The organism is Pseudoalteromonas sp. SR44-8, from assembly GCF_014163635.1.
Taxonomy (GTDB): domain Bacteria; phylum Pseudomonadota; class Gammaproteobacteria; order Enterobacterales; family Alteromonadaceae; genus Pseudoalteromonas; species Pseudoalteromonas rhizosphaerae.
The window spans coordinates 33,587-55,556 of sequence record NZ_JACJDS010000004.1 but is presented as its reverse complement, the minus strand read 5'-3'; the positions used below and the strand labels follow the sequence as shown (position 1 = coordinate 55,556).

The following is a 21,970-nucleotide window of genomic DNA, read 5'->3' as shown; positions in this document are numbered from 1 at the left end:
CTATGTAGTTTGCAATTTCTCTTGCAGTGCTTGGATATACGCATCGCTAATGAGAATCTCGGCAGTTGTTGGTTTTGCAAAGTAATAGCCTTGAAGGTCATCGCAGCCGATACTGTTTAAAAAGCGTATTTGCTCAATTGTTTCTACACCCTCTGCAATGCAATACAGATTTAGGTTTTCAGCTAAGGTATGGATTGTTCTGATAATTGACTCATTATTGCTATCTCGCCCGATATTACGCACAAAGCTTTGATCAATTTTAATCACATCAATTGGAAATTGACTTAAATACGTTAAAGATGAATACCCGGTGCCAAAATCATCCAATAACAATTTAAAACCAGCGCTTCTGAGTGCTTGCAGCTGCTTAGCCGCTTTGTTTTTGTCATCAAGCAAGGTGTTTTCGGTGATCTCTAAACGTAACTGAACAGGTTTTATATGATGCTGATTTAGAATAAGTAATAAGCGTTCGGCTAAATTAGACTTTAAAATATGCACTGGTGATAAGTTTAAAGATAGGTAAAACCGCGGATTAGCTTTAAATAATGGTGCGAGATCTTCAAGTGCACGGGTCAGCGCTTGCTCGGTGAGTACATCGATTAAACCAGTTTCTTCAGCAATAGGAATAAACACTGCTGGGGATATCAATTCAGCCTGATGCTGCCAACGCATTAAGAGCTCTACCCCTTTGATTTTTTTGCTTTTATTGTTAACAATTGGCTGGTAATTATTAAAAAACAAATCGTCCTTGTAGGCGTCTTTTAAAGCATTTTCGAGCAGCAGCTTTTGGGTGATTTGGTTATTCATTTGTTCAGTGAAAAACTTAAAGCCGTTGCGGCCCGATTGTTTTGCATGCATCATCGCTATATCGGCATTACGAATAAGCTCATCGGTGGTATCGGCATCAAATGGGTAGAGTGCCACACCGATACTGGCCGAGATATTAATTGCAAAATCGTTGATCACCACCCGTTTTGCAAGCTCTGCAGTTAGGCTACGTACTAAGTTACTTAAACTTTGTGGTGAGTCTAAGTTTTTAATCAATAACAAAAATTCGTCACCACTTTGACGCCCGACAATGGCATTATTATCAAGCATGCTATTCATTCGATGGGTAATATCACATAATAGCTGATCGCCAACCGCATGACCAAACGAGTCATTCACCGGTTTGAATTTATCTAAATCTATAAACAGCAAAGCAACAAGGCTCGCGCGCGTATCGGCATCTTTGATCGCATGCGATATCTTTTGATACATTAATGTTCTGTTTGGCAGCTTAGTTAATGGATCATAGTTTGCCAGATAACGAAGCTCATTTTCAGCACGTTTTTGCTCAGTTAAATCAGAAATAACTACCACATAATAGCTCACCACATTACTGTCTTTTGCCACTGCGGTAATACTGATATGAATGGGGTGCGACGGATTTATCTTAGTTTTTATATATGCGTCACCGCGCCAGTTCTGCTTTGGCTGCAATGATTTTAGAATATTGATGAAGTCGACATATTGTTTTTTACCCAGTGCCGCTAAAAACCTTTTTAGCTCAAGCTTTGCTGGTTTTTTTTGCATTGAGAAGGCTTCAGCAAAGCTATTATTAACAGAAAATGGAATGAGTTGACTGTCTAAAATAAGTAGCCAATCGTTTATTTGACTAAAGGCTTCACCTAATACCGCAGCTTGATGTGCTGTAGCACGCTGCTCTGTAATATTAGTATAAATTCCAGCTAATCTTGTAGGATAGCCTTGCTCATTCGTTTCTATCACTTTACCTATGTCGTGGTACCAAAGCCAGTTTCCATTAGCATGTTGAAGCCGATACGTGACCTGCCATTGTTGAGCATTTTTTTGAGTGATGAATATATGCCAATCATGCAGTATTTTGCGCTTATCATCAGGGTGTATTAATGCGCAAAAATCGTCAAAATTAAACTTCTGAGGCAAAGTTTGATAGCCTAGTTCGTGTTTTAAGCGCTGCTGTTTTATCCAGTGTGCGCCAATATCAACTTCCCATACACCGCTTTTACTACTGTTTAAAGCAAGCTCAGTTTGTTGTTGTGATTGCAGTATTTCATCATGAGTATGCTTAATAATGCGCTGACGAGAGCGGTATTGCCAAAAAATAACAAATAGCACTAAAAACGTAAGTAATAAATAAAGACTTATTGCAAGAGGAGAACGCCACGGGGCATAAGCAACGTTAAAGTTAAGCGTTTTTTCATCACCGAGGCCTGAGTCATTTAAGTTATATGCTGCGATTGTAAGTTGATAATCACCAGCAGGAAGTTTAGTAAAAAAGACTTTATTGTTATTTAGCTTTTCATAGCTTAATTTACTTGGGCCAGTTAATGACACCTTATAGCGTGTTCTATCAACATTTTGAAAATCAAAGTTGGAAAAACTAACTTCTAAACCCATGTCTTCATCAGTCAGTTGTAAAGGCTGGTTGGCGTATTGCAATGGATGATAATTAAGTGAGCGTGAGAGTAACGATATATCGGTGATTTCAGTCACAGTGCTGTCACGATCATTAGGGACGGATAAAAAGTCTTGTGGGGCGAGTGTTAGCACGCCACGTGTGCTGCCAAAGGCTAAGCGGCCATCGTTTAACAGTGTATGTGAGTCGATATTAAATTCATTCACAGTTAAGCCATCTTTAACAGTATATGCATTGAGTTGCATTGAACTTAAATCGAGCCGATAAAGGCCATTTTTACTGCTGATCCATAAAAAGCCAAATTGGTCGATTTGCAAAGCGACAATTGTTTTAGTTTTAATGCCATTACTGAGATTTATACGGTGTTTTACTTCATAGCTGTTGGCGTCAAGACCAATTAGCCCTTCTTGGGAAGAGGCAAGCCATAGCGTATTGTTATAATCGATCACCCAGTCATCAATAGTGACATAATTTATTGGGTTATAATTTTCAACTTTGTATATTAAGGTGAGTTTTTGGCTAGACTCATTATAACGATATAACGCCCCAGATACGCTGATCAAATAGTCATCGGGTTTATTAGGTAACGGTTTTAAAAAGGTGTGCACGTTGACGGGATCTAACTGCTCTTTGAGACCTTTAATTACGTTAGTCTGACCACTGTTTCCATCATACAGGAAATAATCATTCTCGCTAAAAAATGCAAAGGTATCAGTCGTTATTTGGTGATAGCCATAAGCTGGGCCGCTGTCGATAATGGCTTGTGTATTGCCTTGCATTGGTAGAGCTATTTTTTGTTCGGTTTTTTTGTCAAATAAAGCAAGACCATCATAAAGTAGTAACCACAAATAACGATCTGGCTCATTTAAGTGTGCCGAGGCAATGCCATACACAGCAAATTGGCCATAAAACGCTTTAGTGTCATTGCTGACTAAGTAAGTTTTCTCTGTTGTCCCATCTTGGCGCATTTTGGCAAGACCATTATCGGTGCCCAGCCAAACGTTATGATTGTCTTGGTAAACAGCAAAGATCACATTACTGTGCAATTTATCATTACTGGTGATTTGAATATTGCCAAAACGCCTTGCTAAAGTTGACCAAGTAAAAACACCTTGTGAGCGCGAGGCAAGCCACATAAGGCCTGTTTTATCGACCATTACATCTAAAATCGTGTTGTCGGTCATGTTGAATTTACTTTGATCAAAACGAAAAAGAAACTCATTGTGATCAGTATGGCGATGGTATTCATACAGACCATCCTCGGTGACTATAAATTCACCATAAGGGGTATTAACGTAGTCCCAAATATTATGTTCTGCAAGCAGCGTTTTTACGTTGTTGAAGTCTAATAACTCATTGTTATTAAATGCAATAGAATAAAAACCTTCGACCGTGCCAACCAGCAGGCCAAGCTGCGAGTCGACGGTTAAAAACTTGATATTATTGTTATCGAGGTTGAGTTTATCCTTGGCAACTAAAGGTATTTTAGTTATATGTTCATCAATTAATGATTTAGAGTACAACCCATCAGTGGTGGCAATATACAAAAAGTCATTATGAACAGTAATTGCGCGGACAAAATTATCATCTTTACTGATTGAAAACTCATGGGTATAGGTATTTTTTTGTGGATCAAAGGCATACACATGTTGGTTAATGGCGTAATAAAACAGCTGCTGATGTTCAGCGATGGCAAAAATAGGAGAAAAGTGTTTATCTTCAGCGTTTAACTTACCTGAATAAACTTTACTGACTTTAAGTGTCACAGGATCTATAAGAAACGCACCAGAATATTCAGTTGATACAAAAATATCGCCATTGCTTGTTTCAAACAACAGAATAATCGAGAGTTGATCCAGTGTGTATTCACCAGAGAATATTTTTACTTCGTAGCCATCAAACCGGTTTAAACCTTGCATCGTTCCGATCCAAATAAACCCTAGTTTATCTTGCAGTGTGCTAGTAACGTGGCCTTGTGATAACCCTTCATCAGTGGACAAGCGTTGTAATTGCTGAGCATAGCTTTGAGCACTGGAATTAACACTAAACAAAGTGCATAAAATACTAAATAAAATGAAAAAAAAGTTATTCAACCGCACTTATGATACAGCTCCCCTGAGGTAAAATAGTTGTTATCCGTTAGTAAATATAGCATAACAACTTACAGTTTAATTAAAGAATTAACTTTATATAACAAATCACTTATGCTGTTAGCTATGTTTAGATTACAGGATGTTCACATTGCCTCATTCATTTAATACTCACACCATGCAAAGTCTGCTGTTAGTTGTCGATATTCAAGACAAATTAAGTCCGGCGATGCCTCGTTATGAACAAGTAAAACAGGTCACAGTGCAATTAGTAAAAGCCGCACAATTGTTGCAAATTCCTATCTTAGTCACCGAACAATATAAACAAGGGCTTGGCGAAACTGATCAGCAATTAAAAGCTCAGATTGGGCAGGCTGAATACTTTGATAAAACCCACTTTAGCGCGTGTAAAGAGGACGGTTTTTTAGAGCTTATTGCTAGCTATAAGCGCACGCAAATCATTGTAGTTGGTATGGAAGCGCATGTATGCGTATTACAAACTTGTTTAGATTTATTGGCGCAAGGTTATCAGGTGTTTTTAGTCATGGATGCGATTAGTTCGCGTAATGATCTGCACCGCGATTTAGCCATCGCTCAGTTAAGACAAGCCGGTGCTGTGATCAGCTGCGCTGAAAGTGTGATTTTTCAATGGACCGAAGTGGCAGCGACACCTGTATTTAAAGAGATTTTAAAGATTGTTAAATAAGCTTTGCAACAAGAAGAGAATAATTCCACTTCAGCATTGTAAATGATAGTGGTTTTTATTATCATGCCGTAAATTATTTTGATTGCTGTATAAATATCAATGAAACCTTCTTTAATAGCATTAGCCCTAAGTTATATTACCATTGCGCCTGTTGTCGTTGCTGCGCAAACAACAGCAGCAGGATCTGCAACTGATGAGTCTACTGTTGTAAAAAACGACATAGAAACCATTTCAGTCGTTGGACGAGCGTTTTCACTGTATCGCCCAACAGAATCAACGTTTGGTACTCGTACCGATACGCCGCTAGAGAAAATTCCACAGTCAATCCAGGTTATTCCGCAAGCGTTAATCAGCGATCAGGCTGCACGTCAAGTAACTGATCTATACAGTAATATCGCGGGTGTTAATGGCTTTAGTTACTCAGGTGTTACGTTTCGTGGTTTTCGCCAAGATGAAATTTTATACGATGGTGTAAAAGGTGACCCATTTAGTGGTTTTGCGGTACCACAGTTGTTTAATATTGAGCAAGTGGCTGTTTTAAAAGGCCCTAGTGGCGCTGTGTACGGCAGTGGTAACCCTGGCGGGATCATTAATTATATGACCAAAAAGCCCAGCTATGATAGTAAAACAACCGTTGCAGTTGAACTGGGTAATGATGATTTTTTTAGTGCCGCAATCGAATCAACGGGCAGTGCCAATGACGCACAGACCCAAGCCTACCGTGTTGGTGTTTATAAAGATTCAGATAAACCGTTTCGTGAAAATACCAGTGAAGATAATACCATTATTGATTTAGGCTATCGATTTGATTTTAGTAACGATACTAATTTGGTATTGCAATATACCCATGTTGATCAAGATTTAGGCGGCGCTAGATTACGTGGCGTGCCAGTGGATAAAAACGGTAACTTCATTGCCGACATTAGCTGGAATCATAATGAAGCAACGGATTATCAAACCGTTATTGCTGACGTGTTTCAAGCAAGTTTTCAGCACCAATTTAATGAGGTATTTCGTAGTGATATCACTGCGCGTTATTTTAGTAACGATGCTAATCAAAACTATCATGAGCCGCGTGGACTAAGTGACACAGATGGCGATGGAGTACTGGATTGGAGCGAGCGCGAATTTCGTGATCAACAACGCGAAAATACCGGGCTTAGTTTTACTGCCAATTTAATTGCTGACACTGAGCTTGCCGCTATGCAACATGTGATGCTGGTGGGTGTAGATTGGTATAAGCATGAGTTTGAATCAGCATATAGAACAGCTGTACAAGCCAGCAAAGGGGCCCCAGTCCCAGGGATCTCAATATTAAATCCTGTGTATGGACTGACTTCAAAAGATGATTATGATTTAGCAAACGTAACACCGCGTTTAGCAAGTACTGAGTCAACACGTATTGGCCTGTATGCACAAGACCAAGTTGATGTTACGGATAAATGGAATGTTATGGTTGGCTTACGGTACGATCGTTTTGAAGACACCGATGTCCTTAATAACACCGAGTTTTCAGACAGCGATGTGACGTATCGTATTGGCACAAGTTATAACTTAAACGATACCTTTTTCCCTTATGCGCTGTATGGCACAGGCTTTATGCCACAATCGGCTAGTAACCAAAATCAAGATGTAGGCGGGCCATTTAAACCAGAGCACAGCAATATTCGTGAACTTGGTTTACGTACTAAGTTACTTGATGACTCGTTGGCTGTGAACATGGCAACTTATCGCATTATCCGTAACAATATTTTACAAGCCAGCACTAAGTTATCAGACACCGGCGTTGATCAAATGGAAGCGTTAGGCGAAGTTGATAGCCGAGGCTTTGAACTTGAGATTGTTGGCGATGTCACCGAACGTTTAGTGATCACAGCAAGTTACGCATACAACGACACGCGTATTGTTGAGCAAAGTGAAAAATTTTCCGCGCAAGCAAAAGGCAGCGATAAATTTGCCAATGCACCACAAAATACCGCAGGGTTGTGGACGCGTTATGAGTTACCGCAGTTGCACTCATCAATCGCGGCAGGTCTTGATTATGTTGATGAACAAGTCAGTTTAGACGGTGATAAAGTACAGCCGTATACCGTTTATAACATGGCTTGGAAGACTGAATATCAACAATGGGTTTGGCAGCTCTCAGTTAAAAACGTGTTTGATAAAGAGTATGCATCAAGTGGCTTTATAACTCGTGCTGGGCATTTCCCGGGCGAACCACGCCGCGTCTATTTGTCGGCTAAGTACACATTCTAAACTGACAATTTCGTACTATGAAAGCAAAGCAGTGGTTTAACTTACATGCTTGGGCAGGGCTCTTGGTTGGCAGCTTGTTATTGATAACGTGTTTATCTGGCACGTTGGCAACCTTGAGCCACGAAATTGAATATCTTAGTGATAGTAAATTTCGTGCCCTCTCGCATTCCCCTAATACTGACTTTGCTGCAATTGAGAATACACTTGCCCAGCGTTATCCTGGCAGCCAAATCATTAGCATATTGCGCCATCAGCAACCTTACTTAGCAACCGAAGTGTCGCTTAAGTGGCAGCAACAGTTTTTGTTTGTGTATGTTGATGGTGCGACGGGGCAATGGCTTGGCGAAGGTCAGTGGGGGCGAGTATCGCGTTTTTTACGTAACTGGCACATGAATCTATCGATGGGTTGGACCGGTAAGTTGATCGTCACGAGTTTAGCTATTCTCTTGGTTATTTTAGTGCTTACCAGTCCGATTGTTTATCGCCAGTGGTGGCGACATTTTTTAAAAAAGCCACGGCAATTACAAACAACCAATCGTAGCAGCTGGGCTGATTGGCATAAATTACTGGGGCTTTGGAGTTACTGGTTTATTGTGGTCATGGCCATTACTGGCGTGTGGTACTTAGTTGAACACACCCTACAAACAGCCAAAATTGACCATTATATAAAACCCCCCGCAGAGGTTACGGATCTACAAACTGACGCAGCGCATCCGCCAGCGATAAGTGCCATGGTAAACGCGGCGCAATCAGCGTTTCCAAGTTTACAGATTCGCGCTATACAATACCCAAATAAAGCAAATAAGCCGGTTGTGGTACTGGGCGATAATGATGACGTTTTAGTACGTTTACGAGCTAATAAAGTGTATTTAGATCCAGCTTCAGCAGACGCACTGGCAATTCAAAAAGCCGCAGATTTACCTATTATCGCGCGCATTAAAGATACCGCCGATCCTTTGCATTTTGGCAACTTTGCAGGGCTAGGTACGAAGTTAATTTGGGCTGTATTTGGTTTTTTAATGACCTGTATATGTATGGCTGGATTGTATATGAATTGGCTGAGAGTAAAGCGTAAGCAGCCTTCATTATTGCAATGGTTTGGTATTATGGGTGCAGTAAGTGTTTTATTAGTATGTTGTTCGCTGATCCTCACAACGCAAACATTTAGTGAACGCCAAGCACCAGCAAAACTATATTCGCCGGTGCTGTAACGTGCAGATAAAGTTAGCTTGTAACTAGGCCGTAACAACCCAAAGCAACAAACACTATTGCAGCAAGCATTCTTACTTTTGCCATTGGAATACGTTTTAGCAAGGCATTGCCAGCATAAATAACCGGCACATTGGCAAGTAACATACCTACAGTGGTTCCTATGGTTACCCACAACACTGATTGATATTGAGCGCCAAGCAATACTGTTGCTATTTGGGTTTTATCGCCAATTTCGGCAATGAAAAACAGCACCAAGGCAACTAAAAAAGCCCCGTATTGATCGTACTTATTGCTTACTTCTTCATCTTTATCTGGGATCAGTAGCCATAAGCCAACGACAATAAAACAGCCGTTCACAATCCAAGGCAGGTACGAAGAGGTAAAGCTTTGCGATAAATAATCGCCCAACCATGCAGATAAACCATGATTGATAATAGTAGCGACTAAAATACCTAAGATAAGTGCAGGTTTATTGGCAAAGCGGGCAGCTAACAGCAGGGATAAAAGTTGCGTTTTATCGCCTATTTCAGCTAAAGCAACGGTGACGGTTGATGTGATAAATGTATCCATTTTACTTCTATAAGGCGGGAACATTAAACCAAGGTAAACGCCTATCTCCCGCCATGAGGATAGTGTTTACCCAGGTCTTGCCGATAATGCTTGCTACATTACAAACTTACCATGCACATGAGGTGCAATTATGTTGATAAGTTTACTTGCTGCGCTTTAAGTTAAAAGGCATCAAGCAGGCTACTCCCCCGAGAAGTGCGCACTTTGCCACATTTCTTTTTTAGAGTAAAGGTACAACAATAGGTTTTGTGGTGCGGCTGAGGCTGAACTCTGTAATTGAATATAAACGTATGCTTAAAACCATGCTTTTACTTTTTGCATATTATTCCTACTTACCAACACTTTATCATCATTACTCATGAGTAGTGTTGCTTGGCGACCTTTACTTTTTACACTGCGAATATACGCCCGATTGACCCAATAACTACGGTGAGTTTGACTCATTGTATGTTGTTCATCAGCTTCGGCCAAAGCCGATATGGCATCTTTTAAATTAAATAAGATCAGTTTTTCGAAATCATGTGCAACGACTTTTAAATAATGTAGCTCGGCTTTTAAATAGACTATTTCATCTACGCTATTTACAGTAGCGAGCTGTAAAAATGCGGTAAGCTTTTTTGTTTCTGGTTCTATTACTTCTGCAGCTTTGAGTGGCGCTAAGGGGGGGGATATCGGTATTGTGCGAGCAATTGCTAAAGTTGGCGTGTCGGGCGGCATTTCTGGTAAAGGTATTCTTCTTTGCAAAGAAAGCCCAGTTAACCAAGGTAGATTTACAACTAACCAAGAAAACATTGCCGTGGGGATCATATCACTGCATTCTTGGACTAAAGCTGCGAGGGTATAATCAGTATCATGTAGCCAATAAACATCAAATAGCAGTGAGACGGGGGCATAAAATAGAGAGGCAATAAATGCGCTCACTAGCAACTTTAAAGCACTGTTAAGTCCTGATAATTGGCTAGTTAAAAATAGGTGAGTGGCGATAAAAAATAATGATCCGCTATGAACTTGAAGCTGCCACTGTAAAAAAACTTCAACAACATGACGTGTTTCATCATCGTTAACGAGGGTAAATAAGCTTGCTAAAATAAACCCCAAGATAAAAAAATATCGCCAAGGATTTATCTCACCTAACGGAAAATGCCTATTCATACAAAAAGCTGCCCATTCGTTCAAAATCAACAAACTTAATTAAAGCAAATTCAATCCATGGCGTAAATTGTTGTCATCACAATTTATACAAGGAATGGATACTATGAATAAAATGACACGATTATTACCTTTAACAATCTGTGCTTTGGCAGTCATTAACGCTCAGGCTAGTGATGAAAAAGAGCTCGAAGAAATAACGGTGATCGCAGTTAAACCAGATGGTTTAAAGATCAGTTCAGACAAGCTCTTATCATTACCAGGCACCGGGAATGATCCATTAAAGGGCTTAGAAGCACTGCCGGGGGTTGTACTTGCAACTCCCGCCACCGGAGGCCCGGTTGCGCAGCCTGCAATACGTGGTAGCTCGAGCAATGACAACTTATATCTTACCGATGGCTTGGAGATGGGATATGTTTTTCATAATGACGGGTTAAGTGTTTATAACCCACTTCTCGTTGAGAGTTTTGAGTTGAAAACGGGGGCTTGGAGCAGTCAATACGCAAATGCGAATGGCGGAGTGATATTAACCAATTTAAGAGATCCCAATGGTGTGGAGCCGGCACGAGTGATCGACTTAAGCTTTTTTAGAAGTGGGTTTTTATATGAACAGGCCTTATCAAGCAACGCAGCGTTCTACGTTTCTTTTCGAGAAAGCTTAGTTCATACTTATGTTGATAATTTTATAGAAGACGAAGACTTTTCTTTCGCGGTACCACCGAGAAATCGAGACTATCAGGCAAAATTTATTTGGGATTTTGACGCAAACAATATTATTCGATTCTCCGCCAGTGGCGCAAAAGATTATATCGAAATAGCGTTTGATCAAGACGGTAGAGATATTGCTAAAAATCCTGATCTAGCCAGCGGCGAAAGATATCAAACTTACTACCACAGTCAAGCGGTGAGTTTGCAACATTTTGGCGATGTAATAGAGGCTAATTTTAGTGTTAATTTATTGACTCAAAATCAGCAAGAGCGTGAAGGGGAGGTTTTTAGATGGGATGCAGATATCACAAAATTGATTTTCAAAACTGAAAACCAATACGTAGCAGAATCCTTTACGTTAAATTTTGGTGCCACATATAGAGACACGTCGGTAGACTATCTAGCCAGTGGCCGGTTGATGCCGTGTAATACCGAATTTGAAATGTGCCCACCTAGCTACTTTAGTCCTAAATTTAATGAGCAAGGGACTTTAACTATTTCAGATTATCATGCTTACACCCATCTTACGGGGCAAATCACTGCTAAACTTGATTATCAAATCGGCATTGCTGTTGTTGGCACAGACAATAACAGCCAAAGTTATGTTGAACCAAGATTAGGGATTGGCTTCGACCTCGATGACAATCACACGCTCAGACTAAACTACGGGATCCATCATACCTTTATAGATGACTATCAATTTTTAACCGCTCAATATGGAGAGCCAAGCCTTGAGGCGAGTAATTCATCGCAATGGGTTTTAGGCCTTGATTCACAATTAGCTGATGGAATAGCTCTACGAACAGAGCTTTTTTACAAAGAATTGAAAAACCTCGTTGTTGCAAACCCGCAAGCACAAGCTCGCAGCGAAAACGATGTAGCACTCAGTGATCTGCTTTTTGATGATGTTGCCAGTGGCGAAGCGTATGGGATTGAAATACTTGTAAATAAGCAACTGTCGAACGACTGGTTTGGCTGGGCAAGTATTGCTTATAGTAAAACAGAGCGAAAGAACCCATTAACAGCAGAGGCGTTTAATTCTGAATTTGACCTGCCTTGGGTTGCAAACTTGGTTTTAGATTATAAATGGAATGATCACTGGCAAGTCGGTGCAAAATGGCGATTTCAAAGTGGCAGGCGCTATACGCCAGTATTATCTGCACAGCCTTATAAAGAAACTGGCAGTCAAAATGCGCTCTTTTATATTCCAAAATACAGTGAATTTAACAGTTCACAATGGAGCAATTACCACCGTTTAGACATTCGTGCAGATTATAAAACACAGCTCTATGGCTTTGATGCTAATTTATATTTTGAAGTGTTAAATGTTTATGCTTCACGCGCAGTACAGGAGCTAGAATACAATCAAGACTACAGCGAGTTTGAACAAGACTACCAGTTCCCTGATATGCCTTTACCATCTATTGGCATCACAATTAACTTTTAAAGATGATAACCCTCTTACTTTAAGTGTGAGAGGGTTGAGCATCTGAAATATAAATTTAGCGTTTTATGGTTGATAAAAAATTTAGAAAATCTAGCACTAAATGAAATTATAGGGGTTAAGAATTTTCGATAAATTGAAATTTGCCAGCAGTTATTAGCGTTTAAAACCCAACCAGAAAATAAGCTGCAAAGACTAAGACTACATAGGCCCTCTTTTTACAGTTGGCTGCGTTCGGATAGCGGTCGTTCATTGATAACTATTTTATCTGACTTGACTAAACCTCTATCTTGCAGGCCTTCCTAATACGCTTTTAAGTACCGATACAAATTCTATATTTAAACCTTTTCGTCTTTTGTCTCGTCTAAATAATAGTTTAATTATTTATAAAGGAAAAAAATGAAACTCTTATCCATTATTTTACTAACAGGCGCTTTGCTAGCCACAAATGCAATAGCAGAGCCTAAAAAGAAGGTACTGATAGTGGCATCTAATATGATAAATATGGGGGATCCTGAACAGCATGACGCAAGAAATAATTTATGGGAATTTGCACCTCCGTATCACATTTTTTTTAGCTACGGCTTTGAAGTTGACTTTGTATCACCTAATGGTGGAGAAGTTAAGTTTATGTTGGAGCCTTTAGGTATAAGTAGTTACACCATCAAATATGAAGGCTTCTTAGAAAAAGCAAACAGCTCATTCAAACCTGCTCAAATTGACCCAAATGACTATTGGGGCGTATTCATAGGTGGTGGCTATGGAGTAATGTTTGACGTTACAGATAACAAACAAATCCAATCCATTATCAGTAGTATTTATGAGTCAGGTGGTATTTTAGGTGTTGGTGGTCATGGCTCAGCGGGCATTGTAAACGTGAAATTATCTAATGGGGAGTTTTTGGTGAAAGGAAAAAAATAGCTGGTTTTCCTAACTCTACTGAAACATCGAAACCATGGGCAAAACAAGGAACACTTTTACCTTTTCTTATTGAAAATCAACTTAATAAGAATGGTGCTATTGCTCAAAATAAAAAAACATTAAAAGATAAACACGCTGTGATTGCAGATCAACGTATTATCTCAACAATGTTTTTGCCTTCAGCTGCACTTGTAGCAAAAGAAATGATAACCTTAAGACAGTAATAACGGCGCTTAATAAGCTAATTAAGGCGGAACTGCTAAAGTTTGACTCGGTTTCGCTCAGCTACGCACTTTACTTTTTAGGGCGTTACCACCGTCCGCTAAATGCACTTTTGAGTAGTTCGGCTTTGAGCGTGAAGGAAAAATTCACGGCTTCACTCCATCAGAATATAAAAGAGAAGTGAAAATGGAAAATATGAGGCATTATATATTTTGATTTTATGAAAAATGACGTTTTATTTTACCTACACTCAACACATTACTAATGGCTTTACTACTATGAACTCAGCGTTAAAGAATACAATGCGAACATTTATACATTCGGTCTCAGTTATGTGTGCTGCGCTGTTACTGACAAGTTGTGTGAGTTGGATTGCACCAACTGTTAAATCTGAGTTGATAGCGCTTCAAGCGGGCGAATATCAGCTAGACAGTCAACATGCTGCATTAATATTTAAAATCCAACATTTAGGGTTATCAACCTATGTAGGGCGTTTTAATAAATTTGATGCACAACTCAACTTTGATCCTAATAATATGACTGCCGCGTCATTAAACGCAGTGGTGGATATTAGCTCTATTGATATTAATAATGCTGACTTAGCAGAAACCTTACAAAATGACACTTGGTTTAACAGTGAGCGTTTTGCGCAGGCATCATTTACTAGCAACACTGTTACAGTTATATCTGATAACAGTTTTAATTTCTCAGGTGATTTAACTCTTAGAGGTGTTACCAAACCTGTGACGTTTAAAGCCACATTTCACGGTGGAGCAGACAACTGGATGACAGGAAAATACACCATTGGTTTTAGCGCGGTAGGTCAAATCAAACGTTCTGACTTTGGCATGGACAGTTATATACCGATTGTTGGGGATCAAATTGACTTAGAAGTTTATGCGGAATTTCTTAATGTTGGTAAGCAATAAGAAGTAAGTAGATAGCTACTAAATCGTCAATGAGTGAAATTTGCAGATAGAATATAATCCCTGAATGACCGCTAGGGCACATATCAGCCTCTTAAATCTTAATACCAATCGACTTAAATATTTAACCATTCTAGCGAGCTAAATAAAGCGCTAACTGCGTTGTAATTTTTTCAAGTAGAACAACTACATGTCAAAATTTACGCCTTGTTATCACTGTATTTATCTGTCGCTATACATGGTCAGTAACTTAACACGATTGGTATAACCGGATTGCGGTGATCATTTAAAACTGTATGGAATTAAGCAAATAAAAATAATTCTCAATTTTATGCGATTATTAATTGCGAACCGTTTACGTTTAGATTAATATACAAGCTCGAATGTAATTGAGAGTGGTTTGTATTCATGTATATCTGTTTATGTCACGGTGTGACAGATAAAAAAATTGAACAAACAATCGACGAAGGCGCGACTACAATGCGCGAGCTTTCTAAAGAGCTTAAAGTCGGTAGCCAGTGCGGCAAATGCTGCGGCTGTACTAAAAAGATCCTCAACCGTAAGCTTATTCAAATTGCTGATATTACTGAGCAAGTGGCGTAGCTATTGCTTATTGGTAATCGTTTAAACTCAGTGACATTTATCTGTATTATAAAAACTAAAAAAGCAGCCTAAGCTGCTTTTTTGGTATTAACCAAACGTTACATTTGCGACTGCAGGTAGTTTTCAATACCGGTGCTTTTAATTAACTGTTGTTGTGTTTCTAGCCAGTCAATTTGCTCTTCTTGCTCAGATAAAATGTTATCGAGCGCTTCGCGGCTAATATAATCTTTTTTACTTTCAGCAAGTTTGATCGCATCTTTTAGATCAACCAATGAATCTAGTTCAAAACTCATGTTGCAGGCAATCATTTCTTCGCTGTTTTCGCCAATGCGTAAACGGCCAAGATCTTGAAGATTAGGTAAGCCTTCTAAAAATAAAATACGCTCAATTAAACGGTCAGCGTTTTTCATTTTTTGAATCGAGGTTTTGTAATCGGCTTTGTCTAATGCGCTAAAACCAAAATCTTTAAACATACGGGCATGCAAAAAATATTGGTTAATGGCTACTAATTCATTTGCCAGTATTTTATTTAATGCAACAAGAACGTCTTTATCGCCTTTCATAATTTAGCTCCTATTCGCCCATTTGTGATTGGTGATAGTTTTGGCTACCAATTTTATCAATCAAGCCAAGTTGTTGTTCAAGCCAGTAAACGTGATCTTCTTCGGTATCGAATAATAGCTTTTCAAGGATCTCACGTGACTGATAGTCTTTTTCTTGCTCACAGACTGCAATTACTTCTTTAACACACTCAACGACTTCAAGCTCTAGGGTTAAGTCATTTTGCATCATTGATTTAACATCATGACCAATAATTAGAGCACGACGTTTGGTCATGTTCGGTACGCCTTCGAGGAATAAAATACGCTTAATTAACCAATCAGCGTGATCTTTTTCTTCTTCCATTTCATGATTAAGGCGTACATAAAGTTTATCTAAACCCCAATCATCGTACATACGTGAGTGGATGAAATATTGATCGATTGCTGCAAGTTCATTTGCAAGCAATGTGTTAAAGCTGTCGATAACTTTTTGATTACCTTTCATAACGGCCTACCTTGAAATTCATAATTGCGACAAGTTTAGTGTAAAACCACAAAATTGCAAGTATTTTCCTTTTAAATCATATGGTTAATATTGCGTGTGATTCTCGTTTAAGTTTGCATTGTTGGTTGCTTTATGAACAGATTGCTATTTATATTTAAGGTTAAAGGTTAAATTAAGAAAGGCTCGTTCATTGCACAGCGCAATGAACGAGTTTAATGATGCTTAAAATTTATATTTAACGCCAACAGTTGCTGTTGTTCCTAGACCTTTGATGTTATAGCCGCCGAATGTATATGACTGAGCGCGGGCTGGAAAGTAATCTTCGTTAAATAAGTTTTCAATACCTGCAAACCCTTGCCAGTTATCAGCAAATTGGTATTGGCCAGTTAAGTTAAAAATATTATAACTTTCGACAGGGCCCTGATCGCCCACATATTTGCCATCGTCATTTGCTGCAAAGCGTTTTCTATCGCCGACATACAGGTAACTTAATGTTAGAGACATAGCATCACTGGGTTGCCAGTTTAGGTTAGCTGTCGCTTTTGGTGGGCTGATCTGTTTAGAACCTAAATAAACATCTGCTTCGGTGTTTTTACCTTCAACATAGCTATACGTTGCCAGTAATTTTAGGTTTGCAGAAATTGTATAATCTACCAGTGTTTCGTAGCCCCAAATTTCCTGTGGTGCTCGTACTGGTTCATATACGCCGGTCACTTCATTAAATTTATTGGTTGTGCCAAGTTCAGAGGTACTACGATAGGCGGCAACTTCAATACGTACATTATCAAATTGTGAATTAAAACCAATTTCATAGTTGTCGATGATCGAGGCTTGCGTTTGGATCTGTCCAATATCGTTTACCGTGGCAGCACGCAACAAACGGCCAATGTCTGAAATATCGGAGCCTTGTGAGTAACTTAAAAATGGGCTGAATTTTTCATCAAGGTTGTACTTAATACCGACATTATAGGTTGTTGCATCGTAATCTATAGTGTCGCCTTTAACGTTAATAGGTACTGAGCACTGAGTTGGCGTTTTACATAGTTTAAGTGTGCGGTAGTCGTCTACCGTTAAATCAATGCTTTCTTTGCGAACACCGGCTTTGACAATAAGGTCATCAGCAATCACCCATTTGGTTTGTAAAAAGCCAGCAACACTTTGCATATCCATCTCTGGAACCCAGATACGGCCATCAACAAGTGGCTGCGAAGTCACATCGGTTAATGCATCGATACCATAAATAAATGAGGCTTCGATAGAATCAAAATCTATTAGGGTATTAAATGTTGCGCGTGCGCCTTTTTTCTCTGATCTTATAATTGACTGGCCGCCGTCATAATTTTCGTCTTGATTAGCAAGATTGGGGGAGAAGAAAAACACGTTTTCTATATCTTGCATATAAAGATCTAAGGTCATTTGGGTGTTATCAAATAGCGCGTAGTCTATGTACTTTAGGGTGATATTTTCGTTGCCTTCGGGGCCTTGTGGTTTACCTTGTTTTTGTAATTCAGGTGGTACATGGATTGCGTAGGTTTTTTCGCCTAAGCTGATATCGCCAGCAACATCGCCAAGGTCAGTTTTTTGCTGCGAACTGAAGTAGTTATAACTAAATTGTAGCTGTTTTTCGTCATCAAAATCATAGCCCAATTTAGTAAAGTAGTTTTGTGTAACTGCGTCAGATAAACCATATTGTAAACCGAGTATGTCACCCTGGGCATCGCGTTGTACGCCATTTTCTTCATAGCTGGCAGTAACTAAATAGCTAAATTTGTCAGCACGGCCATTAATGGCTGCTGATAGCCTTGCACCGGCACTTTCCTCAAGTTTTACCGCACTAAAGCGACTCGATAAACTTATTTCACCTTCGGTTTTACCATCACTTTTTGCTTGTTTAGTGATGTAATTAATAATACCGCCTGATGCACCGTTCCCGTAAATAGAGGTGGCACCTTTGATCACCTCAATGCGGCCGATAGCACTTGGGTCGAGGCTCTTTATACCTAAAGAGCCATTACGCAGTGGGGTTGATTGCGGCACGCCGTCAATCATTATAAGTGGTGCGCGACCACGCAGCGTTTGCCCGGTATTACTCGAACTACCTGTATCAGGGGCAAGGCCCGGCACCATTTGCGCAAGTAAGCTTTGTAGCTCTGGATTTACTTTTAAATGCTCTTCGATTTGCTGTTGATTGATAATAGTAATTGATGCGGGAACCTCATCAATGCTTTCAAAAACACGGCTACCAGAGACAACCACACGCTCCATTTGCGTATCGGTTAATTGGTTTTTATTGATTGCTTCATCGGCAAAAGTGGCAGTGCTTACAGCGAGGGCTAATAAAGTGAAAGAGGTTTTAAACATGAAGATCCTTTACGACTATGTAATTATGAGATATTGCTGTTTTTATTGGCGCAATAATAAGTGTAAAGAAGTGTAAAGGCAAGGGCATTGATAGTTATTATCAATTGCATTTTGTTTTTTTTGCTATTCAAAAAAGTTAAACATCAGCATTATGCTTGCAAAAAATGCTAACCAAAGCGGCGCACTTGCTTGATATTTTCCGACATTAAAAAGTTGATAACAAAAGCCAATAAGCAGTAGTAGCTCAATAAGTAACTGGAGCGGAAAACCCACAAAGGCATAAATGAGTCCTATCACTGATAGAAAGCTATTATCTGATGGTTTGCTCAAGGTGCCAGTAAAAAACTCGGCTGCTATAAAAAAGCACAAGTGGTTGATTATAAATAATAATAGAACACTTTTCATAGCTCTCGTCCTTAAGCTTTTTTCCTGATACGCTAATAAGTGATTAATTTAATGTAATTGGTACGATTAATTTTAGGAGCTAAAATAGGAAAAATAAAGCAACATCACTTGTTTAAAGTATGAGTTGCTACAAGGCAAAAAGTACATTTACATCGAGTCAGGAACGGCAGTTATTTGAAAGGTAAGGGTGGCATGAGTTGATCTGACAGTGTTACTGGTGGTGTGAACTTAAAGTTATTGTTCAACATCACCAGTGCGAGCTGATTTATTAAAACGTTATAATGCTGGGTTATCTATAATGGCGCTTATACCAAAAGTAACCCCCGCTGATAGTAAAAAAAGCAGGCAGTAGTGCAACCAATAGCCATAACATTTGCACCAAAAAACCGGCAAAATCGCCAATATGAAATTTGTATTTAAAATTCCACGCGCGAGTTGTGAGGTTGGCCTTTGAGGCATCGTAAGATTGCAGGACTTGACCGGTGTATTGATCGGCCCATACCCAACTATAAGCATGACTTTCATCAGGGTTTCTTACTCTAAGGGCAACTGGGTCGCTGGCTTTTTTAGGCAAATAGATACGAAATAATTCAGCCTTAGGAAATACAGCTAATGCGTTTTGTATAGCCACTGCAAAATTATCGCCATTGATTATATTTGGCACCTCGAGTTCCGGCGCTTTAGGGCGTGCCTCTACATTATTTTGTGTTACAAACTCAAGCACTGCTTTGGTCTCGTCTTTCCAGTGAAATGCCATACCAGTAAAGGCAATTAAAATAAGAGGGATAAACAGATACATGCCAATCACTGTATGGAGTTGGTAAAGCAAAATACGTAATTTAGCCTTGGGTTTTATTACTAAACGTTTTAGGCGATTTTTAGGTTTAAGCCACATGTATACGCCAACGAATATATTGATAATAAAAATTAACGCACAGATAGAGACCCAATTGCGCAGTGGCTTTTTGCCATCTGTATCTTGGTATAATAGCCAACGATGAACGGCCATGGTAAAGCCATACACTGTACTGTAATAATCATATTTGAGCAGTACTTGTCCGGTATATGGGTTAACGCTGATATAGTTTTTATCAGCAAGCTGGGCTTGCCATGCAACAGTGGGCTGCTGCTCTGGCATAAGTAAAGTGACATTTTGTTTGGAGTGAACAGCCAGCGTATTGATAAGCACCGGATAGGCCAGTGGTGTTGATTGCGGGGTTACTGTCCAATATTGCGGATTAATGATTTGCTGAATGTCTTTTGCGTAAATTAAAATAGCGCCGGTGATGCTTAAACAGATCAAAAACAGTCCACTAACTAATGTCAGTATTAAATGAGTACGGCGTAACCACAGCTTTAACAACACAGATATCCTATGATATTTATAAAAATAAAGATGCGATGATAAATGAGAACGCGAGCTGTTTTCAATAAAAATACGATTAAATGCAATTATGAGCTCGCATCATGGTTTGTTATTGTGGCTGTTTATATTCAATAATACATTGCTCAATAGCAAATTCATGGTGTAAATAGTCTTTAATTGCGTCAATATCAAGTGGCTGAGTAGCTATGATCACCAGTTCGCAACAGGTCGTTTTCTCATCAATTTGCCAGGCTTTAATGCTGTGTACTTGGCTAATTGTAAAGTGCTTTTGTAACGCATTAGTGATTGCTTCACGATTAAAGTTATTGGGCGCAGCTTGCATAAGAATTTTGCAACTTTCAATCAGTAGTAATACCCCGTGATAAATTACATATGCCGAAATGAATACTGTGGCAATCAAATCAACAATATACCATTGATAGAGAATAATTAAGGTACCAGCCACAATTACCACGATCGAGGCCATAGCATCAGACACATTATGAATAAATGCAGCGCGAATATTCATGCTATTTTTTGCCCCCGCACGAAAGGTCAACACCGCCGTCGCAACATCAATTACTAGTGCTAATGCTGCCACCCACACTACAATCCAGCCATCGATTGGGGTTGGGTTAAAATAGCTGTCAATGGCTTCTAGTATTAAAAATCCACCAATAATGATTAAGGTGCTGCTGTTTAACAATGTGGCTAAAATTTCTGCACGTTTATAACCAAAATGATAGTGCTCGTTAGCGGGTTTATTACCAATTCTACGGGCGATTAATGCGATAAAAATAGCCGCTGCATCACTGAGATTATGCAATGCATCGGCAATTAAAGACAGACTGCCAGAGATAAGACCGCCAACAACTTGGGCAATAGTAAGTAGCACATTGATAAAAACAGCGAAGCCTAGCTGGCGATCACTTTGGTCGTCATTGTGATGACTATGAGAATGTTGATGAGCCATATTGAGTATTGCCTAAGTTGTTATTATATTGATACTACAATACTAAATGAGCATTGCTGAATTAGCCAGCGGCATAAAGTTGGCATCTGTCGCGAGCGGTTAAGCACTTTTCAGTAACGAAAAGATGTGTTAAGTTAGCTTGGAAATCGTTCAAAGGATATATTGCTTGAAGCAATTAGTGTTGTTAATCTTAGCGTTTGTACTACTTCAGCCTGTGCTGGATAGTTTTGACGTGGCTGATCATAACACTGCTATTAATGTAACCTCGCAATTATTACATCAACAAAGTCAATTAGACGAACACTGCTCTGTCAATAACGATCATGATATTCACCAACTGCAACATCAGCAATTAAGCCAAGCCTTAGCTGATAACGCCGATGATGCGCATTGTCATGTATGTCATATCCCTGCATTTTTTACTGAGCCGTGGCAGCAGCATGTCAATTTACCAAGCTACGACATTATTAGTTTGAACGCCCCTGTATTTAATTCGCGTCTGCTTATTCCTGATCTACGCCCTCCAATTACTCACTCACTAAGTTAATTTTTAGCTGGCCAATATTATGGT

At 39.4% G+C, this 21,970-nt stretch carries 17 protein-coding genes; 8 read left to right on the top strand and 9 right to left on the bottom strand.

Annotated features, from left to right (window positions below; translation table 11 throughout):
* Complete coding sequence (locus H5183_RS02690) at positions 1-4,539, bottom strand: EAL domain-containing protein (protein WP_404936099.1); 4,539 nt, start codon at positions 4,537-4,539, stop codon at positions 1-3.
* A 133-nt stretch (positions 4,540-4,672) separates the two neighbouring features.
* On the opposite strand from H5183_RS02690, the gene H5183_RS02685 reads away from it, so the two are divergent.
* The 3 genes from H5183_RS02685 (at position 4,673) to H5183_RS02675 (ending at position 8,703) form a co-directional block, all read left to right on the top strand.
* Positions 4,673-5,236, top strand: a complete 564-nt coding sequence (locus H5183_RS02685) for a hydrolase (protein WP_182730866.1) — start codon at positions 4,673-4,675, stop codon at positions 5,234-5,236.
* 99 nt (positions 5,237-5,335) lie between these two features.
* Entirely contained in the window at positions 5,336-7,492 is a 2,157-nt protein-coding gene (locus H5183_RS02680) for a TonB-dependent siderophore receptor (protein ID WP_182730865.1), read from the top strand.
* 17 nt (positions 7,493-7,509) lie between these two features.
* Positions 7,510-8,703 carry a PepSY domain-containing protein gene (locus tag H5183_RS02675; RefSeq protein WP_182730864.1) on the top strand — a complete coding sequence of 398 codons (1,194 nt, stop codon included), beginning with the start codon at positions 7,510-7,512 and terminating at the stop codon, positions 8,701-8,703.
* Positions 8,704-8,716: 13 nt separating this feature from the next.
* Here the strand turns inward: H5183_RS02675 and H5183_RS02670 are convergent, their stop codons facing one another.
* Positions 8,717-9,274 (bottom strand): TMEM165/GDT1 family protein, encoded by a 558-nt coding sequence (locus H5183_RS02670; RefSeq protein ID WP_145236272.1) that lies wholly within the window; start codon positions 9,272-9,274, stop codon positions 8,717-8,719.
* A gap of 294 nt (positions 9,275-9,568) precedes the next feature.
* Positions 9,569-10,426: a LytTR family DNA-binding domain-containing protein gene (locus tag H5183_RS02665; RefSeq protein WP_182730863.1), complete on the bottom strand. Its 858-nt coding sequence runs from the start codon at positions 10,424-10,426 to the stop codon at positions 9,569-9,571.
* Positions 10,427-10,529: 103 nt separating this feature from the next.
* On the opposite strand from H5183_RS02665, the gene H5183_RS02660 reads away from it, so the two are divergent.
* The 4 genes from H5183_RS02660 (at position 10,530) to H5183_RS02645 (ending at position 15,247) form a co-directional block, all read left to right on the top strand.
* Complete coding sequence (locus H5183_RS02660) at positions 10,530-12,578, top strand: TonB-dependent siderophore receptor (RefSeq protein ID WP_182730862.1); 2,049 nt, start codon at positions 10,530-10,532, stop codon at positions 12,576-12,578.
* Positions 12,579-12,974: 396 nt separating this feature from the next.
* Positions 12,975-13,496 carry a type 1 glutamine amidotransferase domain-containing protein gene (locus H5183_RS02655; RefSeq protein WP_259397089.1) on the top strand — a complete coding sequence of 174 codons (522 nt, stop codon included), beginning with the start codon at positions 12,975-12,977 and terminating at the stop codon, positions 13,494-13,496.
* A gap of 524 nt (positions 13,497-14,020) precedes the next feature.
* Positions 14,021-14,647 (top strand): YceI family protein, encoded by a 627-nt coding sequence (locus H5183_RS02650; protein WP_259397088.1) that lies wholly within the window; start codon positions 14,021-14,023, stop codon positions 14,645-14,647.
* 405 nt (positions 14,648-15,052) lie between these two features.
* Entirely contained in the window at positions 15,053-15,247 is a 195-nt protein-coding gene (locus tag H5183_RS02645; protein WP_145236256.1) for a (2Fe-2S)-binding protein, read from the top strand.
* A 98-nt stretch (positions 15,248-15,345) separates the two neighbouring features.
* Here H5183_RS02645 and bfr (H5183_RS02640) read toward each other — a convergent pair whose 3' ends face one another.
* The 6 genes from bfr (H5183_RS02640) to H5183_RS02615 all read right to left on the bottom strand — a co-directional run bounded on the left by bfr (H5183_RS02640) (position 15,346) and on the right by H5183_RS02615 (position 21,399).
* Positions 15,346-15,810 (bottom strand): bacterioferritin, encoded by a 465-nt coding sequence (gene bfr, locus H5183_RS02640; protein ID WP_145236253.1) that lies wholly within the window; start codon positions 15,808-15,810, stop codon positions 15,346-15,348.
* A gap of 10 nt (positions 15,811-15,820) precedes the next feature.
* Positions 15,821-16,294 carry a bacterioferritin gene (bfr, locus tag H5183_RS02635; protein ID WP_182730860.1) on the bottom strand — a complete coding sequence of 158 codons (474 nt, stop codon included), beginning with the start codon at positions 16,292-16,294 and terminating at the stop codon, positions 15,821-15,823.
* Positions 16,295-16,516: 222 nt separating this feature from the next.
* On the bottom strand, positions 16,517-18,655 hold the full coding sequence (locus H5183_RS02630; protein ID WP_182730859.1) for a TonB-dependent receptor: 2,139 nt from the start codon (positions 18,653-18,655) through the stop codon (positions 16,517-16,519).
* Positions 18,656-18,778: 123 nt separating this feature from the next.
* Positions 18,779-19,060, bottom strand: coding sequence for a hypothetical protein (locus H5183_RS02625; RefSeq protein ID WP_182730858.1), 282 nt, complete (start codon positions 19,058-19,060; stop codon positions 18,779-18,781).
* A 289-nt stretch (positions 19,061-19,349) separates the two neighbouring features.
* Positions 19,350-20,423, bottom strand: a complete 1,074-nt coding sequence (locus H5183_RS02620) for a PepSY domain-containing protein (RefSeq protein ID WP_182730923.1) — start codon at positions 20,421-20,423, stop codon at positions 19,350-19,352.
* 112 nt (positions 20,424-20,535) lie between these two features.
* Positions 20,536-21,399 (bottom strand): cation diffusion facilitator family transporter, encoded by an 864-nt coding sequence (locus tag H5183_RS02615; protein ID WP_145236243.1) that lies wholly within the window; start codon positions 21,397-21,399, stop codon positions 20,536-20,538.
* Between the two features lie 166 nt (positions 21,400-21,565).
* Between H5183_RS02615 and H5183_RS02610 the strand changes: the two genes are divergently transcribed.
* Complete coding sequence (locus H5183_RS02610; protein ID WP_182730857.1) at positions 21,566-21,946, top strand: hypothetical protein; 381 nt, start codon at positions 21,566-21,568, stop codon at positions 21,944-21,946.
* Positions 21,947-21,970: the final 24 nt, after the last annotated feature.

Excerpts from the sequence above, each read along its gene's own strand:
- H5183_RS02685 (WP_182730866.1), top strand. The coding sequence starts at position 4,673 with ATGTTCACATTGCCTCATTCATTTAATACTCACACCATGCAAAGTCTG.
- H5183_RS02680 (WP_182730865.1), top strand. The coding sequence starts at position 5,336 with ATGAAACCTTCTTTAATAGCATTAGCCCTAAGTTATATTACCATTGCG.
- H5183_RS02675 (WP_182730864.1), top strand. The coding sequence starts at position 7,510 with ATGAAAGCAAAGCAGTGGTTTAACTTACATGCTTGGGCAGGGCTCTTG.
- H5183_RS02670 (WP_145236272.1), bottom strand. The coding sequence starts at position 9,274 with ATGGATACATTTATCACATCAACCGTCACCGTTGCTTTAGCTGAAATA.
- H5183_RS02665 (WP_182730863.1), bottom strand. The coding sequence starts at position 10,426 with ATGAATAGGCATTTTCCGTTAGGTGAGATAAATCCTTGGCGATATTTT.
- H5183_RS02660 (WP_182730862.1), top strand. The coding sequence starts at position 10,530 with ATGAATAAAATGACACGATTATTACCTTTAACAATCTGTGCTTTGGCA.
- H5183_RS02655 (WP_259397089.1), top strand. The coding sequence starts at position 12,975 with ATGAAACTCTTATCCATTATTTTACTAACAGGCGCTTTGCTAGCCACA.
- H5183_RS02650 (WP_259397088.1), top strand. The coding sequence starts at position 14,021 with ATGCGAACATTTATACATTCGGTCTCAGTTATGTGTGCTGCGCTGTTA.
- H5183_RS02645 (WP_145236256.1), top strand. The coding sequence starts at position 15,053 with ATGTATATCTGTTTATGTCACGGTGTGACAGATAAAAAAATTGAACAA.
- bfr (WP_145236253.1), bottom strand. The coding sequence starts at position 15,810 with ATGAAAGGCGATAAAGACGTTCTTGTTGCATTAAATAAAATACTGGCA.
- bfr (WP_182730860.1), bottom strand. The coding sequence starts at position 16,294 with ATGAAAGGTAATCAAAAAGTTATCGACAGCTTTAACACATTGCTTGCA.
- H5183_RS02630 (WP_182730859.1), bottom strand. The coding sequence starts at position 18,655 with ATGTTTAAAACCTCTTTCACTTTATTAGCCCTCGCTGTAAGCACTGCC.
- H5183_RS02625 (WP_182730858.1), bottom strand. The coding sequence starts at position 19,060 with ATGAAAAGTGTTCTATTATTATTTATAATCAACCACTTGTGCTTTTTT.
- H5183_RS02615 (WP_145236243.1), bottom strand. The coding sequence starts at position 21,399 with ATGGCTCATCAACATTCTCATAGTCATCACAATGACGACCAAAGTGAT.